The sequence below is a fragment of the Micromonospora xinjiangensis genome (assembly GCF_056150165.1).
The window spans coordinates 47,309-64,693 of the sequence record NZ_JAXCFO010000008.1 but is presented as its reverse complement, the minus strand read 5'-3'; the positions used below and the strand labels follow the sequence as shown (position 1 = coordinate 64,693).

General features: G+C 72.4%; 17 protein-coding genes. 14 read left to right on the top strand and 3 right to left on the bottom strand.

The genetic code is table 11. The annotated features are described in order from the left end of the window. Window positions 1–99 precede the first annotated feature (99 nt). Window positions 100–405 (top strand): putative quinol monooxygenase, encoded by a 306-nt coding sequence (locus SM573_RS25475; RefSeq protein ID WP_474617243.1) that lies wholly within the window; start codon window positions 100–102, stop codon window positions 403–405. A 44-nt stretch (window positions 406–449) separates the two neighbouring features. Beyond that, entirely contained in the window at window positions 450–1,412 is a 963-nt protein-coding gene (locus SM573_RS25470; RefSeq protein ID WP_474617242.1) for an alpha/beta hydrolase, read from the top strand. A gap of 70 nt (window positions 1,413–1,482) precedes the next feature. On the opposite strand, the gene SM573_RS25465 is transcribed toward SM573_RS25470, so the two are convergent. Further along, window positions 1,483–1,938 carry a MarR family winged helix-turn-helix transcriptional regulator gene (locus SM573_RS25465; protein WP_474610894.1) on the bottom strand — a complete coding sequence of 152 codons (456 nt, stop codon included), beginning with the start codon at window positions 1,936–1,938 and terminating at the stop codon, window positions 1,483–1,485. Between the two features lie 71 nt (window positions 1,939–2,009). On the opposite strand from SM573_RS25465, the gene SM573_RS25460 reads away from it, so the two are divergent. The 3 genes from SM573_RS25460 to SM573_RS25450 all read left to right on the top strand — a co-directional run bounded on the left by SM573_RS25460 (window position 2,010) and on the right by SM573_RS25450 (window position 5,175). Beyond that, window positions 2,010–2,954, top strand: a complete 945-nt coding sequence (locus SM573_RS25460) for an NAD-dependent epimerase/dehydratase family protein (RefSeq protein ID WP_474617241.1) — start codon at window positions 2,010–2,012, stop codon at window positions 2,952–2,954. Window positions 2,955–3,245: 291 nt separating this feature from the next. Beyond that, window positions 3,246–4,253 carry an alcohol dehydrogenase catalytic domain-containing protein gene (locus tag SM573_RS25455; RefSeq protein ID WP_474610896.1) on the top strand — a complete coding sequence of 336 codons (1,008 nt, stop codon included), beginning with the start codon at window positions 3,246–3,248 and terminating at the stop codon, window positions 4,251–4,253. A 34-nt stretch (window positions 4,254–4,287) separates the two neighbouring features. Continuing rightward, a complete protein-coding gene (locus tag SM573_RS25450; RefSeq protein ID WP_474617240.1) occupies window positions 4,288–5,175 on the top strand; it encodes an SDR family oxidoreductase in 888 nt (295 codons plus the stop codon). 95 nt (window positions 5,176–5,270) lie between these two features. On the opposite strand, the gene SM573_RS25445 is transcribed toward SM573_RS25450, so the two are convergent. Further along, entirely contained in the window at window positions 5,271–6,212 is a 942-nt protein-coding gene (locus SM573_RS25445; RefSeq protein ID WP_474617239.1) for a helix-turn-helix domain-containing protein, read from the bottom strand. A 210-nt stretch (window positions 6,213–6,422) separates the two neighbouring features. Here SM573_RS25445 and SM573_RS25440 point away from each other — a divergent pair, with 210 nt between their 5' ends. The 7 genes from SM573_RS25440 to SM573_RS25410 all read left to right on the top strand — a co-directional run bounded on the left by SM573_RS25440 (window position 6,423) and on the right by SM573_RS25410 (window position 13,721). After that, a complete protein-coding gene (locus SM573_RS25440; protein ID WP_474617238.1) occupies window positions 6,423–9,344 on the top strand; it encodes an AfsR/SARP family transcriptional regulator in 2,922 nt (973 codons plus the stop codon). Between the two features lie 66 nt (window positions 9,345–9,410). Next, window positions 9,411–9,650, top strand: coding sequence for a hypothetical protein (locus SM573_RS25435; RefSeq protein ID WP_474617237.1), 240 nt, complete (start codon window positions 9,411–9,413; stop codon window positions 9,648–9,650). A gap of 68 nt (window positions 9,651–9,718) precedes the next feature. Further along, window positions 9,719–10,201, top strand: coding sequence for a hypothetical protein (locus tag SM573_RS25430; protein WP_474617236.1), 483 nt, complete (start codon window positions 9,719–9,721; stop codon window positions 10,199–10,201). Window positions 10,202–10,204: 3 nt separating this feature from the next. Beyond that, entirely contained in the window at window positions 10,205–11,983 is a 1,779-nt protein-coding gene (locus tag SM573_RS25425; protein ID WP_474610902.1) for an ABC transporter ATP-binding protein, read from the top strand. After that, complete coding sequence (locus tag SM573_RS25420; RefSeq protein ID WP_474610903.1) at window positions 11,980–12,291, top strand: S24/S26 family peptidase; 312 nt, start codon at window positions 11,980–11,982, stop codon at window positions 12,289–12,291. Before SM573_RS25425 ends, SM573_RS25420 begins: the two co-directional genes overlap by 4 nt. Before the next feature lie 3 nt (window positions 12,292–12,294). Continuing rightward, on the top strand, window positions 12,295–12,792 hold the full coding sequence (locus SM573_RS25415; protein WP_474610904.1) for a MauE/DoxX family redox-associated membrane protein: 498 nt from the start codon (window positions 12,295–12,297) through the stop codon (window positions 12,790–12,792). A gap of 80 nt (window positions 12,793–12,872) precedes the next feature. Beyond that, complete coding sequence (locus SM573_RS25410; protein WP_474617235.1) at window positions 12,873–13,721, top strand: phytanoyl-CoA dioxygenase family protein; 849 nt, start codon at window positions 12,873–12,875, stop codon at window positions 13,719–13,721. A 50-nt stretch (window positions 13,722–13,771) separates the two neighbouring features. On the opposite strand, the gene SM573_RS25405 is transcribed toward SM573_RS25410, so the two are convergent. Beyond that, window positions 13,772–14,278: an HIT family protein gene (locus SM573_RS25405; protein WP_474610906.1), complete on the bottom strand. Its 507-nt coding sequence runs from the start codon at window positions 14,276–14,278 to the stop codon at window positions 13,772–13,774. A 210-nt stretch (window positions 14,279–14,488) separates the two neighbouring features. On the opposite strand from SM573_RS25405, the gene SM573_RS25400 reads away from it, so the two are divergent. Both SM573_RS25400 and SM573_RS25395 read left to right on the top strand, forming a co-directional pair. Further along, window positions 14,489–16,336, top strand: coding sequence for a glycoside hydrolase family 15 protein (locus SM573_RS25400; RefSeq protein WP_474610907.1), 1,848 nt, complete (start codon window positions 14,489–14,491; stop codon window positions 16,334–16,336). Between the two features lie 274 nt (window positions 16,337–16,610). Beyond that, window positions 16,611–17,012 (top strand): hypothetical protein, encoded by a 402-nt coding sequence (locus SM573_RS25395; protein WP_474610908.1) that lies wholly within the window; start codon window positions 16,611–16,613, stop codon window positions 17,010–17,012. Window positions 17,013–17,385: the final 373 nt, after the last annotated feature.

The following is a 17,385-nucleotide window of genomic DNA, read 5'->3' as shown; positions in this document are numbered from 1 at the left end:
GGCAAGAGCTGGGGAGGATCTCTCTAACACCTTCCCTGGTAGGGCCGCAGGATTGAGTGCGTCAAGGAAACGCTCCTGCGACCACGATGGGAAAATCTGATGATCGTCAATCACGGTTTCCACGCCACCGTCACCGCCCGCCCGGGCAAGGGCGACGAACTGGTCGCACTCCTGCTCGACGCGCCGTCGTTGCGGCACGAGGACTGCGTCGTCTTCCTGGTCGGCCGCTCCGCCGGCGACCCGGACGTGGTCCACGTGACGGAGGGCTGGACCAGCCGGGACGCCCACGCCGCGTTCTTCGCCACCGAGGAGGCGCGGCGGCTGGTCGCCCGACTGCAGCCGCTGCTGGTCGGCGAGTCGCAGTACACCGACGAGGTGCCCGTCGGCGGCAAGGCCGCCTTCTGAGGGCGCACTCCCCCTCGTGTCCACTCCGGAAAGGACCCCGCACCGTGTTGACGCGACCCGACCTCGACCCCGAACTGCGCACCCTGCTCGCCGAGCTGCCGGCCGGGCCTCCGCTCACCGCCGGGACGCTGGCACAGATCCGGCCCTTCGCGGCGCAACCCGCCGAGGTGATGCTCGACGGCCGTACCGTCGACCGGCGCGAGCTCACCATCCCCGCATCGGACGGCACGCCGATCCCGCTGTCGATCCTGCGCCCGAATGCGGCCCCCACCGCCGCGCCGCCGTGCGTCTACTGGATCCACGGCGGCGGGATGGTGATGGGTAACCGCTACTCCCAGATCGACATCCCGCTGGAGTGGCTCGACCGGTTCGGCGCCGTCGTGATCTCGATCGACTACCGGCTGGCGCCCGAGGTCAGCGGCTCGACCCTGGTCGACGACTGCTACCAGGGCCTCACCTGGATCACCGAACACGCGGACGAGCTGGGCATCGACCCGGACCGCGTCATCGTGGCGGGCGCGAGCGCCGGTGGCGGTCTCGCCGCCGGGGTGACCCTGATGGCGCGCGATCGGGGCGTCCCGGGGATCGCCGCCCAGGTGCTGATCGGCCCCATGCTGGACCACCGCAACGGCACCACGTCCAGCCGGCAGTACGCGGGCGGACCGGGCGTGTGGACCCGCGAGATGAACGAGTTCGGCTGGCGCTGCGTGCTCGCGGGCATCGACGGCGAGGTGCCGGCGTACGTGTCGCCCGCGCTGGCCGGCGACCTCTCCGGCCTGCCGCCCACCTACATCGACGCCGGGTCGGCCGAGGTGTTCCGGGACGAGGACGTCGACTACGCCACCCGCATCTGGGCTGCCGGCGGACACGCCGACCTGCACGTCTGGGCTGGCGGCTGCCACGGCTTCGACGCCCTGTACCCGCGGGCGGAGATCTCGTCCGCCGCGCGCCGCACCCGTACCGAATGGCTGGCCCGCATCCTCGACGCGACCCTGGTGCCGTCCTGACGCCGCCCTGTCCGCCCGGGACGCCGGGCGGACAGGCGGAGGCCTTCCTTTACTCAGGAAGAGTAAGGACTCAGCCCTCGGCCGGGTCACCCGCGGTGACGATGCGCTGCAACGCGTCGCGCAGGCGCTTCCGATCCTGGGGGTCGAGTGCCGCGAGCAGTGCGCCCTCGGCCTCGTCACTGGCCCGGACCGCACGCCGCAGGGTCTCCCGACCGTGGTCGGTCAGGTCGATCACGTTACGACGCCGGTCCTCCTCGTGCGGGCGGCGGAACACCAGACCTTTGCCCTCGAGCACGTCGAGCACGGCGACCATCGTGGTGCGATCCACGCCCAACCGCCGCGCCGCCTGCTGCTGCGAGGCTGGTTCGTGGCTGTCGATGACGATGAGCACCCCGAGTTCGCGCCCGTCGATACCGAAGGGCGCCAACGCCCGGGCGTGGAGTTCCTGCAGCCGTATGGCGGCGTGCTTGAACAGGTAGCCCAGCCGCCTGCTCAGCTCCGGGCCTGGCCCGCTCTCGCTCGACATGGCACCGATCTTACCGCTAGGCTGATCGTCAGCCTCACTGACAATCAGCGGAGCGGACGAATGGAGGCGCCATGATCTTGGTAACCGGAGGCCTCGGCTTCATCGGATCGCACGTCGTGCAGGCACTCCTGGACGCGGGCGAGGAGTGCGTGCTCGTGCAGCGTCGGCAGGCGGAGGTGCCGGCCGGCCGCTTCACCGCACCGGTCCACCTGGAACAGGCCGACGTGACCGACCTCACCAGCCTGCGCGACATCGGCGCACGGCACCGGATCACCGGGATCGTGCACCTCGCGGGTTCGATGCCCTGGCCACCCAACTCGGAGCCCTCGGTCAACGCGGCCCGCCGCGCGCTCGGCGGGCTGCTCAACATCGTCCAGGTCGCCCAGGACTGGAGCGTGAACCGCGTGGGCGTCGCGAGCACGATCGGCGTCTACTCGGGCGTCACCGCCGAAGGGGCCCTCACCGAGGACCTGCCCCTACCCATGAGTTCACCCCACCTGATCCCGGCCTTCAAGAAGATCGGCGAGCTGCTCAACGATCACCTGGCCGACCAGACCGGTATCGACATCGTCAACTACCGGATCTCCGGGACCTGGGGACCGCTGGGCCACCCCGACCCGTTCTTCCCGGCTCCCGAACTGGTCCACGCGGCCGCCCGCGGGCGCACTCCGGACCTGTCCGGGCTCCGGGCTCCCGCGTACGCCGAGGACGGCCTCGACCTCTGCTACGTGAAGGACACCGGTCGGGCCATCGCGCTCCTGCAGACCGCCGACAAGCTCGCCCACCGCACCTACAACGTCGGCGCCGGTCGCGCCACGACCAACGCCGAGGTCATCGCCGCGATCAAGACCGTCGTCCCCGACGCGCGGATCGAGCTGCCGGCGGGCGGAACGACCGCCCACGGTTACCTCGACATCACCCGCATCCGGGAGGACACCGGCTACCAACCCGTCTACGACACCGAGCGGGCCGCCGCCGACTACATCTCCTGGCTCCGAGCGGGCCACGAACGCTGAGGCGCGGCCCGGTGGCCCGCCCGGTAACGGCCGGGCCGTCCGGTTTCCGCCCTGGCCCTGCGAGCGGACCGACCGGTAGGGCAATTTCCAGTGATCATTGCGCAATTCCGGGATAGCCCGGACCGGCCCTGAGCGGCAATTCTGGCTCTGGCCGGCGCCCATGCCGCCGCACGCCGTGACCAGGACGGCGGGACCCGATCCAGGGCCGTCCGCGCAACGCCAGCCCGGCCGCCGGTCGATACGCGTGGCACCCCACGTGCTCGACCGGGGCCGGTGGGGAATGGAGTATCGATGCATGCCGCTGTCGCGAGCGCAGTGAACGCGCCGCTGTCCGTCGTCGAGCGGGAGGTGCCCACACCCGGGCCCGGGGAGGTTCTGGTCCAGATCACCGCCTGCGGGGTGTGTTTCACCGACCTCAATCTCATTCGTGGGCACTTCCCGTTCGCCCGTTTTCCCGTCGTACCCGGCCACGAGGTCACCGGCGTCGTGGCGGCCGTCGGTGACGGGGTCACCTTCCCCACCGTGGGCACGGCCGTCGGGGCCCAGTTCCTCTACGACTCGTGCGGGCACTGCGACTACTGCGTCCGCGGCGACCAGATCCTCTGCCCGAGCAAGCGGATCACGGGCATCGTCGTCGACGGCGGCTACGCGGAGTACGGCGTGTTCAAGGCGGGCTTCGTCACCCCGCTGCCAGACGGGTTGGACCCGGTCGCGGCGGCCCCGCTGATGTGTGCGGGCATCACGGCGTTCAACGGGCTCCGGCAGGGCGGGATCCGTCCCGAGTCCCGGGTGGCGGTCATCGGCACGGGCGGGATCGGCGCGCTGGCCATCCGGTACGCCGTGGCGATGGGAGCACGCGTCGCCGTCCTCGGGCATTCGCGGCGCTCGGAGGAGCAGGCGTTGTCGCTCGGCGCGGAACGGTTCGTCGCCACCAGCGATCAGGACCCGGCGGTCGCGCTCAAGGCGTGGGACGGGGGCGCGAATTTGATCCTCAACGCGGCGCCCAGCACCGCGGCCGCCGTCGCGGCGTTCGGTGGCCTCGCCCCGGACGGCACGCTCGTGCTCTGCGGGTACGACAGCGAGCCGCTGGCGCTGCCCACCCAGCCGATGGTCCTCAACCGGCTGCACGTGCTGGCCAATCCGTCGGGCTCGCCGCACGACCTGCGCGACACACTCGCCTTCTCCGCCGCGCACGGCATCCTCCCCCAGGTCAACCGCATCTCGCTCGACGAGGCCCCGAAGGTCCTGGAGGCGATGGCCTCCGGCGGCGGCGGGGGCCGCAGCGTCATCGCGTTCTAGACCCGGCGTCGTCTTCCCCTGAGGAGTTCCTGTCATGTCCGTCGTTCTCATCACCGGCGCGTCCAGCGGGTTCGGCGCGCTCACCGCCCGGGCACTGGCCGAGGCCGGCCACACCGTCTACGCCAGCATGCGCGCCACCACCGGACGCAACGCGCAAGCCGTGGCCGACGCCGCGGCGTTCGCCGCGACCCGCGGCGTCGACCTGCGCACCATCGAGCTGGACGTGCAGTCGCAGGAGTCCGCCGACGCCGCCGCCGCGGCGATCGTCGCCGAGCACGGCGTCCTGGACGTCCTCGTGCACAACGCCGGCCACATGGTCACCGGGCCGGCCGAGGCGTTCACCGCCGAGGAGATCGCCCAGGTCTACGACGTCAACGTGCTGGGCACCCAGCGGGTCAACCGCGCGGTCCTGCCGCACCTGCGCGAGCGTGGGCAGGGGCTGGTGGTGTGGATCGGCTCCAGCAGCACGCGGGGCGGCACCCCGCCGTACCTCGCGCCGTACTTCGCGGCGAAGGCCGGCATGGACGCCCTGGCGGTCAGCTACGCCGCCGAACTGGCCCGGTTCAACATCGAGACCAGCATCGTCGTCCCGGGTTCGTTCACCCGGGGCACCAACCACTTCCTGCACAGCGGCCGACCGGCGGACGCCGCGACGGTCGAGGCGTACGAGAAGCACTACAGCGGCCTGATGGAGCAGGTGTCGCAGCGGCTGGCGGCCCTCGCGCCCGCCGACGCGGACGTCGCCGAGGTGGCGGCGGCCGTGGTGCGGGTGGTGGACACCCCGCACGGCAGGCGCCCGTTCCGGGTGCACATCGACCCGGCCGACGACGGCGCCGAGGTGGTCAGCGTGGTCGCCGACCGGATCCGCAGCGAGTTCCTCACCCGCATCGGTCTGGAGGACCTGCTGCACCCGCACGCCTGACCCGCCCGGCGAGCCGGCGGGCACCCGGTCGCTCGCGACCGCGTGCCCGCCGGCCCTCCCGGACGGCGTCGAGGCGGTCGGCGCGCGCCCGTGGATCAGGAGTCGGCGGGCGCTGCCCGCCCGGCCGTGGAGCGCCGGAAGATCGAGGGCGGGGCGCCGTACGCGCGACGGAACGACGCCGCGAAGTGCCCGGGGCTGCGGTAGCCGCAGGCCACGGAGATCTGGAGCACGCTCTGGTCGGTGCCGCGCAGCAGGTCGGCCGCGTGCCGCATGCGCGCCCGGGTGAGGTAGCGGTGCGGCGTGAGGCCCGTCGAACGGCTGAACATGCGCAGGAAGTGGTACTTGCTGACGTTCACCTGCGCGGCGAGGTCGTCGAGATTCACCTCGTCCTGCAGGTGCTCCTGCATGTACGCGGTCACGCGTCGAAGCTCGGCCCGGCTGAACGTGCCCGACCGGTCGGCCTCGGCCGACGACGAGCCCGGCACCGTGCGGTAGAGCAGATGGGTGGCCAGCATCTGCGCCAGGGAATCCGCGTACAACGCCGGCGCTCCGTCGCGCAGCGCACGTCCCAGCGTCTGCCCCGCCGCCGCGACGAGGGGGTCCTCCAGCAGCAGTGCGTCCGGAAACTGGCCGATCACCCGGTGAGCGTCCCGGCTGACCTCCTGGGCGGTTTCCGCCAGCAACTCCTCGCTCAGGCGCACGTGCAGTGACTCCATCGGCTGCGCCGAGGTCGAGCGCCACCGCAGCACGCTGACGTTGCCGGGGGCGGTCACTCCGAGGGAGCCGGGGTGGTAGGTCTCCCGGTGCCAGCGGCGCCCCTTGCGGCTCTCGATGGCGTACGTCCCGCTGGTCACGAGCACGACGAGCAGCTCCGGCGACTGGCCGGTGGTGAAGGGCTCCGCCCGGGCCGGGTCCCGGTAGGTGCTGGCCCGGACGGTACGCCAGCCGAGCCCGTCGCTGCCGAGCAGCCGCCGCGACGGCAGCGCCCCCTCGGCCGCCCGACCGCCGGTTTCCTCATGCGTGATCGTTGCAGACATCAGGGCTCCGATGATGGCACCGGAACACCGCGGGTGGCGACCGCGCCAAGATCCACCCGTGCCGCCGGGGCCGCGCGGGCCGCCGGCGAGGCGATCCGGCGCACCCTCCCCGGGCGGCCGTGCCGCCGCGCCCCGCGCACGTCCGCCGGCGCCGGCCGAAAGATCGAAGTCGGCCCGATCCGCTCGGGTGCCGCGCGCTAGCTTTGCGCGGTGCGTGGGTATCGGATCGGCGTCCTCGGACGGATCGAACTGAGCGTCGACGGAACGGAGGTGACGCTCGCCCCGCTGGAACGGGCCCTCGTCGGGAGCCTCGCCGCCCACCGTGGACGCGTCGTCTCCGTGGACCGCCTGATCGACGGTCTCTGGCCCGGGCACCCGCCCGCCGGGGCGCGTAACCGGGTGCAGGCGGTCGTCGCCTCGGTCCGGCGCAACGCCACACCGGAGCTGATCCTCACCAGGTCCCCCGGCTACCAACTGACCACCGCCGCCGTGGTGGACGCCGCGGAGTTCGCCGCCGACGTGCGGGCCGCCGCGGCCGCCACCGACGCCCGGTGTGCGGTGCGGCTGCTCGACCAGGCGCTGGCCCGCTGGCGCGACGACGCGTACCTCGACGTCGAGGCGACGCTTGTCGGCGTCGACCGCGACCGCCTCCACGAGCTGCGCGAACACGCCACCGAGCTGCGCGTCGAGGCGTTGCTCTCGCTCGGCCTGCACCAGGAGCTCGTGCCGGAGCTGACCATCCTGGTACGCGACCGCCCCCTGCGGGAGCGGCTGCGCGGCCAGCTCATGACGGCCCTGCACCGCAGCGGCCGGCAGGCCGAGGCGCTCGCCGTGTACCGGGACGGGGCCCGGGTGCTCGCGGAGGAGCACGGCATCGATCCGGGGCCGCAGCTGCGGCGGCTGCACCGGGAGATCCTCGCCAGCGAACAGGAGACGTCGCCCCGGGTGTGGGTGCGGCCCAACCAGCTCCCCGGTGTCGCCGGTGACTTCGTCGGACGGGACAAGGAACTGGGTCTGCTGCTGTCGCTGCTGGGGCGTACCCCGCCGGCCACCGGGGCCGCCCAGGTCGTCGTCGTGACCGGGCTCGCGGGCACCGGCAAGACCACCCTGGCGCTGCGTGCGGCGCACGAGAGCCGCCATCGCTTCCCGGCGGGTTGCCTCCACGCGGACCTGCGCGGTAACACCCCCGACCCGGCCCGGCCCGGGGCGGTGCTCGGCGCGTTCCTGCGCGCCCTCGGCATCGCCGGGGAGGCCATCCCGGCCGCGGTCGAGGAGCGCGCCGCGCTCTACCGGTCGGTGCTCACCGACCAGCCCATGTTGGTGATGTTGGACAGCGCGGCGGACGCGGCGCAGGTGCGCCCGCTGCTGCCGCCCGCCCGCAGCAGCGCGCTCATCACGAGCACCGCGGCACTGCCCGAGCTGCCGGGCGCGGTGGTCGTCCCGCTCGACGTGCTACCGGTCGGCGACGGTCTGGACCTGCTGGCCGGTCTCGCCGGCGCTGAGCGGATCAACCGGGAAGCCACCGCCGCCACCGAGGTCGTCGAGTTGTGTGGTCGGCTGCCGCTGGCGTTGCGTGTCGCCGGTGTGCGGCTCGCCGAACGGGAGGCGATGACCGTCGCGCGCCTGCGTGACCGGTTGCGCGACGAGCGGCGCCGCCTCGACGAGCTGTCGCTCGGCGACCTCGACGTGCGCAGCAGCTTCACCGTCGGGTTCGAGCGGATGCCCCCGCCCGCCGCGCGGCTGCTCGCCGTGCTGAGCCGTACATCGCTGCGCAGCTTCGGGATGTGGGACGAGAGCACCGAGCCGCTGCTGGAGCAGCTGTGCCGGGCCCACCTGCTGACCGCCGACCCCGGCGGCCGGGTCCAGATGCACGACCTGATCCGGCTGCACACCCGGGAACGCACGGACGTCACCCCGGACGAGGTGATCGACTGGTACGCGCGGCTGCACGCGCACGCCGCGCGCGCGGCCGCGTCACTGCCCTGCAAGGTCCTGCCGACCGAGGGCGCGGGATCCACGATGGACGCCTGGGCGGCCGTCGACTGGTTCGAGGCGGAGCGGGAGAACCTGGTCGCGGCGGTGCACGACCTGCTGGAGCTGGACGCGGTCGACCTGGCCGGGCGGCTCGCCTGCACGATGGGCAACTTCGCGATCATGCGGAGCCAGCACCTGCCCGAGGTCGCCGACTGCCTGCGGGGCGTGCTCGACCGGGAGGTCGACCTGCCCGCGCCGACCCGGATCTCGCTGCGGCTGTGCCTGGGCACGGCCTACCGGATGGTCAACCGGCACGCCGAGGCGGTGCCACTGCTGCGCGCGGCCCACCGGGACAGCCCCGCGCCGATGGTGGCGCACCGGCTCGCCGCGCTGCACGGCTACTCGCTGAGCTGCCGTACGCTCGGCCGGTTGCGCGCGGCGGACGCCGCGCTGCTGCTGATGGTGCGGCTGTGCGCCGCGCACTGGCCGGTCGGGCCGGTCGGCGGGCACGTGCTGCTGACCCTCGGCGAGCAGCACGGCCAGTACCAGCTCACCTCCCCGTTCGCCCACGCCGCCTTCAGCGCGGCCCTGCGGCACTTCCAGGAGAGCGGCGACCTGTGGGGCGAGGCGCTCGCGCAGGAGGGGCTCGGACTGCTGCACCGGCACGGCGCGCAGTGGTCGCGGGCGCTGGAGCACCTGGGGCGGGCGGTGACGGCCGCGCGTCGGCTCGGTGACCGGCTCAGCGTGACCACCGGCGAGCAGGCGCTCGCCGCGACACACCTCGCCGCCGGTGACATCGCCTCGGCCCGCCGGCTGCTGGCCCGGACTGTGCCCGCCTTCCGGGAGATGCGCTACGAGTGGGGTGAGGCGATCTCCCGCCGGCTGCTCGGCAAGGCGCACCTCACCGAGGGCGACGCGGATCTGGCCGTGGTCGAGCTGGAGGGCTCGGTGGCGACGCTGCGCGGCCTCGGACAGCCGTTCCCCCTGGCGAACTCGCTGAGCCTGCTGGCCCGAGCGCAGGCCGCGCGGCAACGGCACGACCGGGCGGTCGCCCTCGGCGAGGAGGCACTGCGCATCTTCGAGCACTTCGACGCCGCGTACGTCGATGAGCTGCGCGAACTGCTCGCGCGCTGGCGTGGCGCAGCCCGCGCGCAGTAGAAGCGCAGCGCGCGCGCAGCGGCGACCCGCAGAGTGGTCGGCAACCACCCACAAAGGAGGTCTGCCATGACCAGGATCATCACCCACGTCGGCGACGCCGTCCTCGGCAAGGTGCTCGGCCGCGAGGAGGCCGGCGCCTGCGTGCCGGAGAACGGCCAGGCCTGTTCGTGCGTCGCGTCCAACGGCTACTGCTCGGGGGGCACCTACTTCCGCTACTACCGGCAGGGCTACTACAACTGCTACGGCTCGTGCGTGACCACGACGTCGCGGCCGGTCTGCTACGTCAAGAAGGCCGGCGTCTGCTGACCTGGCTTCCCGTCGGGGGCCGCGCCGGGCGGCGCGGCCCCACCCCTCCGACTCGCCGAGGAGTTCCCATGCCGGGCTTCGTCTACGCCGCCCTCGCCGTCGTCGGCGCGGTGGCCGTGCTCAACCTCGTCCTGACCCTGGCTCTCGCACGGCGGCTGCGCGAGGTGCGGGCCGGCCACTCCCACGACGGGGAACCCGTCCCCGAGGTGCTGCCCGCCCCGGGCCTCGACGTCAGCGGCTTTCCCTACGCCGACCTGGTCGCCGGCCGGCGCACGGTGGTCATGCTGACCCCGACCTGCCCGCCGTGCCAGACCCTCCTGGACGCCCTCACCGCCGACGCCGAGCGTTACCGTCACGACACCCTCGTCGTCATGATCGGCACGCCCCAGGAGACGGCCCCGATGGTCCCGCGCCTGACCGGCTTCGACACCATGACGCTCTCCGAGGAGCTCGCCGAGAGGGAGCTGCGGGTCAAGGGGTTCCCCGCCGTGCTGTCGGTAGTCGACGGCGTCGTGGTGGACGCCAGCCACCAGCTCCCGGTCCTGGCCTGACCCGTGGCCACGCTGCGAGCGGCCCTCCGGCTGGGCTGCGCCGACCCGAAGGCGCTCACCGCCATGGTCGCACTCGTCCTCGTCGGCGCGGCGCCGCCGATCGGCGTCGCCTGGTTCACGAAGCTGTTGTTCGACGAGGTCAGCGCGGGTGGTTCGGCCAGCCCGTCGACCGCGACGTGGTACGCGGTGGCGATCGCCGCCCTGGTCGCCCTGGCGGCGATCGCCAACCGCCTCTCCGGCTACTTCACCACCGCGTTGCAGCACGCCATCACGATCGCCGCCGACGTACGCCTGTACCGCAAGCTGAACGGCTTCCTCGGCCTGGCCCCCTTCGAGCGACCCGCGCTGCGCGACCGGTTGGCGCTGGCCCAGCAGGCCGCCGACCAGGCGCCGTACGCGGTCGTCATGTTCACGGTCAGCGTGGCCCAGAACGTCGTCACCATCGGCGGCTTCGCCCTGATCCTCGCGTCACTCTGGCCGCCGGCCGGCCTGCTCCTGCTCGCCGTGGCGGTGCCCGAGTTCCTCATCCAGCTGCGACTGTCCCGGCGCACCGCCCGGGCCGTGGAAGACAGCGCCGGCCTGTTCCGGGCCCGGTTCCTGTTCCAGACCGTGCTGACCGACCTGCGCGCCGCCCGCGAGGTCCGCCTCTATCACCTCGGCCGGTTCTTCCACGACCGGCTCACGGGCGCCCTGCGGGCGGCCAACCGGCTCGAACTGACCGCGGCGCGGCACGTCACGACCGTGCAGGCCGGCTGGGCGCTGGTCGGTGCCGCCGTGGCACTCGCCGCCACGGTGATCGCGGTGAACGCCACGATCCGTGGCCGGTTCACCATCGGCGACCTCACCCTGCTGCTGGCCGCGTTCGCCGCCGCGCAGAGCGGCCTGGCGGGCATCGCCGGTCAACTCGGCGAGGTCGGCGCGGCCATGCGGCTGTTCCGCCACTACGTGGCCGTTCTCGACAGCCCCGTCGACCTGGCCGACGGGTCCCGGCCGGCACCGCCGCTGCGCAGCGGCATCAGGTTCGAGGACGTCTGGTTCCGCTACGACGAGGACGGGCCCTGGATCCTGCGGGGCGTCGACCTCACCATCAGCGCCGGCGAGGCCGTCGGGCTCGTCGGCCTCAACGGCGCCGGCAAGAGCACCATCGTGAAGCTGCTCTGCCGGTTCTACGACCCGGTCCGCGGCCGGATCACCTGGGACGGCGTCGACCTGCGCGAGCTGCGGGTCGAGACGCTACGACAACGGATGGGCGCGGTGTTCCAGGACTTCATGTGCTACGACCTCACGGCCGCGGAGAACGTCGGCGTCGGCCGGCTGCCGCACACGCCGGAGCGGGTCGAGGAGGCCGCCGTCCGCGCCGAGATCCACGACCGCCTCCGGGACCTCCCCCACGGCTACGCCACGCTGCTCAGCCGTACCTTCGCCGACCAGGACGGCGAGCCGGGCGTGACGCTCTCCGGCGGGCAGTGGCAGCGGGTCGCGCTCGCCCGTTCCCTCATGCGCGCCGACGCCGACCTGCTCGTCCTCGACGAGCCCAGCTCCGGGCTCGACGCCGACGCCGAGACCCGGGTGCACGCGTCGCTGGCCCGCATCCGCCGGGGCCGCGCCGGGCTGCTGATCTCCCACCGGCTCAGCACCCTGCGCGACGCGCGGCGCATCGTGGTGCTGGACGCCGGGCGCGTCACCGAGTCGGGCACGCACGACGAGCTGATGGCGGCCGACGGCGAGTACGCCCGGCTGTTCCGGCTCCAGGCCGGCGGCTACCAGCTGGCGGCGACGTGACCGGCTGGCTGCGCCGCCGCTGGCGCCTGGTCGTCGTACGCGGGCAGAGCATGGCGCCGACGCTGCACGACGGCGACCTGATCGTCGTGCGCGTCGGGCGCGCGCCGGCCGCCGGTGACCTCGTCGTCTTCCGTGCGCGCGACGTCGTGCCGGACACGGACGTGACGTGGATGGTGAAACGCGTGCACCGGGTCGAACCCGACGGGGCCGTGACGGTACGCGGGGACAACGCGCACAGCCAGGACTCTCGACATTTCGGCGCGGTGCCGCACGAGGCGATCCTCGGCGTGGCCAGAGGGAGGCGATGACACATGTACGTCGAGATCGGGTGCCGCGTGCTGCTCGGCGTGGTCCTGCTGGTCGCGGCCGTCGGCAAGGTCTCCGGCCGGGCCGCGTACCGCGAGTTCACGCGGTCGGTGGGCGACCTGGGCCTCCGGCCGGCCGGCGCGCTGGCCGCGGCGGTGGTCGCCGCGGAGTTCACCGCCGTCGTCCTGCTGGCGGTGCTCCCCCTGGCGGGCTTCCTCTGGTCGGCGGCGCTGCTGCTCGCCTTCACCGTCGCCATCGCCGCGAACCTGCGCGGCGGCGCCACCTGCCGGTGTTTCGGCCGGACGGCCGCGCCGCTGGGCCGGCACCACGTGTGGCGCAACGTCTTCCTGATCGGCTGCGCCGTCGTGGGCGCGCTCGCGCCGGCCGGGCCGGTGCGTCCCGCGGGAGCGGTCCTGGCCGTCGTGGCGGCGCTGGTCCCCGCCACGTTGGTCGTCATGCTGGACGAGCTGCGCTACCTGTTCGGCGCCTCCCGCCGGGCCTGACCGTTCCCGGCAGGCATCCCTTGCGAATGCTCTACAACGTTGTAATACTCTCCCCCACCACCGCCACCCGGGGAGGTCCCATGACTGTCGACAGCCGTCACCAGCAGCAGCTCGAGAGCGGCGAGGTCCCGGTCGAGGCGCTCGGCGACCTCTACCGCGACGGGATCACGGCGTGCCGCGGCGCCTTCCCCGTGGACTGGGTGGAGCGGATGGCCGAGGACATCGACGTGGCGTTCCGCGAGGCGCGCGCCCGGCCGGACGGGGCCGTCGGTCGCGGTCCCGAGCGCTGGTACGTCGAGATCCACCCCGAGCAGCTGCGCGGCTTCGTCGACCTCGTCACCCACCCGTGGGTGGTGTCGGTCTGCCGGGCGGTGCTCGGGCCCCGGTACGAGATCGTCGAGCTGGGCTTCGACATCCCGTTCCCCGGTGCCGCCATGCAGCCGTGGCACCGGGACTTCCCGATGCCGGCCGACACCCGCGAGCAGCGGCGGCTGACCTCCCTGGCGTTCAACCTGACCGCCGTGGACACCGTGGAGGAGATGGGGCCGTTCGAGATCGCCCCGGGGACCCAGTGGGACGAGGGCGACGACTTCGACCACGAGATGTTCCCGCCCAAGGACCGCTACCCCCGGTACGAGGAGCGCGCGGTCCGGAAGTACCCCCGCCGGGGCGACATCTCCGCCCGTTCGGCGCTCACCATCCACCGGGGCACCCCGAACGTCTCGACGGTGGCCCGCCCGGTACTGGTGCTCGGCGTCGACGCGCCCGGCGCGGGCAACGCCGCGCACCACGACATGGCCGTTACCCGGGAGTACTGGGAGAGCCTGCCCTCGTCGGTCCGCGCGCACCTGCGCTGCCCCGTGGTGGAGACGCTGACGCCGATCCGGCAGAAGCACACCATCGAGGGCCTGGTGATGGGCGCGGAGTGATTCGCCGAGGGCCCGCCACCCCGGCCGGCGACGTCGCCGCCGTGCGCCCCTCAGGCTGACTGGTCGAGCGCCGCGCGGATGCGTGCGCCGAGCTCCGCGAGCTGCTCCGGTGCCTGGTGAACGACGCCGTGCTCGGCCATGAGCGCGTGGTACTGCTGCTGGTCGTACGGCACACCCACCGGCAACGGCGCGACGTGCCAGTGCACGTGCGCGTTGCCCTGCATGCTGCCCAACGAGAGCAGGTACGTGCGCTCGGGCCGGATCACGTCGCCGACGGCGCGGGCGATCCGGTGCACCACGGCCTGCAAGCTCAGGTACTCCTCAGACGTGAGGTCACGGACCACGTCCTCGACGTGGCGGCGCGGAGCGACGAGAGCCGCGCCGCGCAGCGTCGGGTACCGGTTCAGGAAGGCCACGTGCACGCCGTCGTCGTAGAGCGGCTCGTGCGCGAAGCCGGGCTCCCCGGCGAGGAAGGCGCAGACGAAGCACGGCCCAGAGCGCACCCGGCGCCCGTAGGCGGCGAGGTCCATCGGCCGCCGCAGAACCGTCTCATCCACCCACCCACGGTAACGTCCGGCCCGCCCTCGGGGGCTTGCCGGCTCGCGCCGGCGGCCGCGCCGCCCGGCCGGGGGCGGGGCGGAGCGTGGGAGCCCACCGCAGCCCAGACAGCGGACCCGCGAGCGGGTGGCTGAGCACGAATCCGAGCCGATCTCGGCAATTTGTCCCTTAGGTTACTGCGCAGGAGGCTGTCGAGACCGGGGGGCGTCGTGGAGAGCTATCCGGCGATCGAGGATCACGGGCTCATCGGCGACCTGCAGACCGCCGCGCTGGTGACGTGCGACGGGACGATCGACTGGTTCTGCGCCCCGCGCTTCGACTCGCCGAGCATCTTCGCCGCGCTGCTGGACCGCGAGCGCGGTGGCTACTTCCGCATCGCCCCGCACGACGTCCGGTACGTCACCAAGCAGCTCTACCTGCCCGGCACGCCGATCCTGATAACCCGGTTCATCAGCGCGGACGGCGTCGCCGAGGTGACGGACTTCATGCCGGTCACCGGCGAGCGCGCCACCGACTCGCACCGCCTGGTCCGCCTGGTCAACATGGTCCGGGGCAGCATGCGCTTCCGGGTGGAGTGCCGGCCCCGGTTCGACTACGCGCGGGAGAGCCACGAGCTGGAGCGCCACCGCAACGGCTACCTGTTCCGCAGCCCGTCGGCGACGCTCACCTTCAATCCGGTCGACCCGGTGCGGCAGCTGTGGGCCCAGGTCGGGGACGTCCGGCTGGAGGGCAACGACCTGATCGCCTACGGCACGCTCAACGAGGGCGACACCGGCGGGGTGGTCCTGGAGACGGGCGGCACCGAACCGCGGTTCATCCCGCCGGAAGAGGTCCAGGGCATGTTCGAGTGGACCCGGGACTACTGGCGGCGCTGGGTCGACCGCTCCCGCTACACCGGGCGGTGGCGGGAGATGGTCGAGCGCTCGGCCATCACGCTGAAGCTCATGACGTACGCGCCGACCGGCGCGATGATCGCCGCCCCGACCGCCGCGCTGCCCGAGCTGGTCGGCGGCACCCGCAACTGGGACTACCGCTACACGTGGGTGCGCGACACGTCGTTCTCGGTGCACGCCCTGCTCGGCCTCGGCTTCACCGAGGAGGTCAGCCGGTACATGAACTGGCTCGACGAGCGGATCCGCGAGGCCGGCGACCACCAGGACCCACTGAAGATCATGTATCGGGTGGATGGCTCCTCGGACCTGCACGAGGAGGTGCTCGACCATCTGGAGGGGTACCGCGGCTCCCGACCGGTGCGGATCGGCAACGGCGCCGCCGACCAGCTCCAGCTCGACATCCACGGCGAGGCGCTGTACGCCATGCACCTCGCCGACGAGCAGGGCATCCGCGTCTCGCACCAGGTGTGGAAGAGCACCGTCCGCCTCGTCGACTGGCTCTGCCACCACTGGGACCAGGCCGACGCCGGCATCTGGGAGAGCCGCCACCACCCCCGCAACTACACCTTCGGCCGGGTGATGTCCTGGGTCGCGCTGGACCGCGCCATCCGCCTCGCCACCCGCACCGGCCGCCCCGGCGACGTCACCAGTTGGACCGAGCAACGCAACCGGATCTACAACCAGGTCATGGCGCGCGGGTACCACCGGGAACGCGGCAGCTTCGTGCAGGCGTACGACGAGAACATGCTGGACGCGGCGCTGCTCGCCATGCCGGCGGTCGGCTTCGTGACGCCCAGCGACCCCCTCTGGCAGTCCACCTTGAAGGCGATCGAGCGCGAGTTGGTCTCCGACAGCCTGGTCCACCGGTACGACCCGATCCACTCCCCCGACGGGCTTCCCGGGCACGAGGGCACCTTCAACATGTGCACGTTCTGGTACGTCGAGGCGTTGGCCCGCTCCGGCCGCCTGGACGACGCCCGGCTCACCTTCGAGAAGATGTTCACCTTCAGCAACCACCTCGGCCTCTACGCCGAGGAGATCGCCGCGACCGGGGAGCAGATCGGCAACTACCCGCAGGCATTCAGCCACCTGTCCCTGATAAACACCGCGCTGGCGCTGGACGAACTGCTCGACGTGGAGGCCGCTGCCCGACGCCGCCAGTGAAGCGCCTCCGCCCGGCCGCCCCGACCATGGCGCGGCCGCGGGTGCGGGCCGTCTCCGACCGATGACGCCCATACGGCGGGCGGCTGGATCCTCGCCCGAACAACCGGGGACGCGGCTCGTAACGCATAGGCGGTGGTCAGTAGCTCTATTTACGCATCCCTATCAGATGAATCCCTGGTCAAACCACGTTTATCGATCTGTTACCAAGCGGGGACGTCCCAGGCACTGCGCTACCTATACGGTCGAAAGAACACCTGGGGATATGGAGGAATTCATGAGGAAAGCAACGGCGAAGCGACTCGCAGCGGCGGGTGGAGCATTCACACTCGCATTTTCCGGCATTCTCCCTCTCGCGGCACCGGCGTCCGCTGCGGTCGGAAGCACTCCGAGCGCGACGGCGATCGAGATGGCCACCGAGTCGACGGACGTGGGAACCATGGCCTCATGCTCGGACTGGACGCCGCACATGAGGCGAGTCATCGTCGGCAGCGCCAAGGTGCACACCAGCTATTCCGGGTCGTCCCCCGTGATAGCCACCTGGAAGTCCAAGACGCTTTTCCGGGTCGACAAGCGCTGCGTGAACGATGCCGGAAATCTGTGGTGGCACTCGGATTGCTGCACTGGCGTCAAGGGCTGGATCTGGAACGACTACACAGAGTTCGCCCACTACAACTGACAGATCCACCCAGCACCGCGTGGTCGAGTTCTGATTTTTCCTCAATGCGACGCGCCCGGTGCTCAGGTTTTCCGGTAGTCGGCAGCGGTGCGACGCCGACGACCCGCAACCCGGGCACCGCGCACCTCGCGGCGGGCGAAGCGACCGCCGGGTGATCACGTGACAGCGTGACCAGTCAGACAGCGTCCGACCTCGCGCCCCGACGGTGCCGTGGCCGGGGCGCGAGGTTGGCGTCCTGCCGGGCATCCCATCTCGTCGCCCCGGCCCTGGCGCAAGCCCTCATTGTCGTCCGCCGCAACGAAGGCGTCCCGGGGCCCAGGGTCGGGAACGGATCGCGAATGTCCTGTTTGTCCTGCTGTTGTCCGGGGCCCGC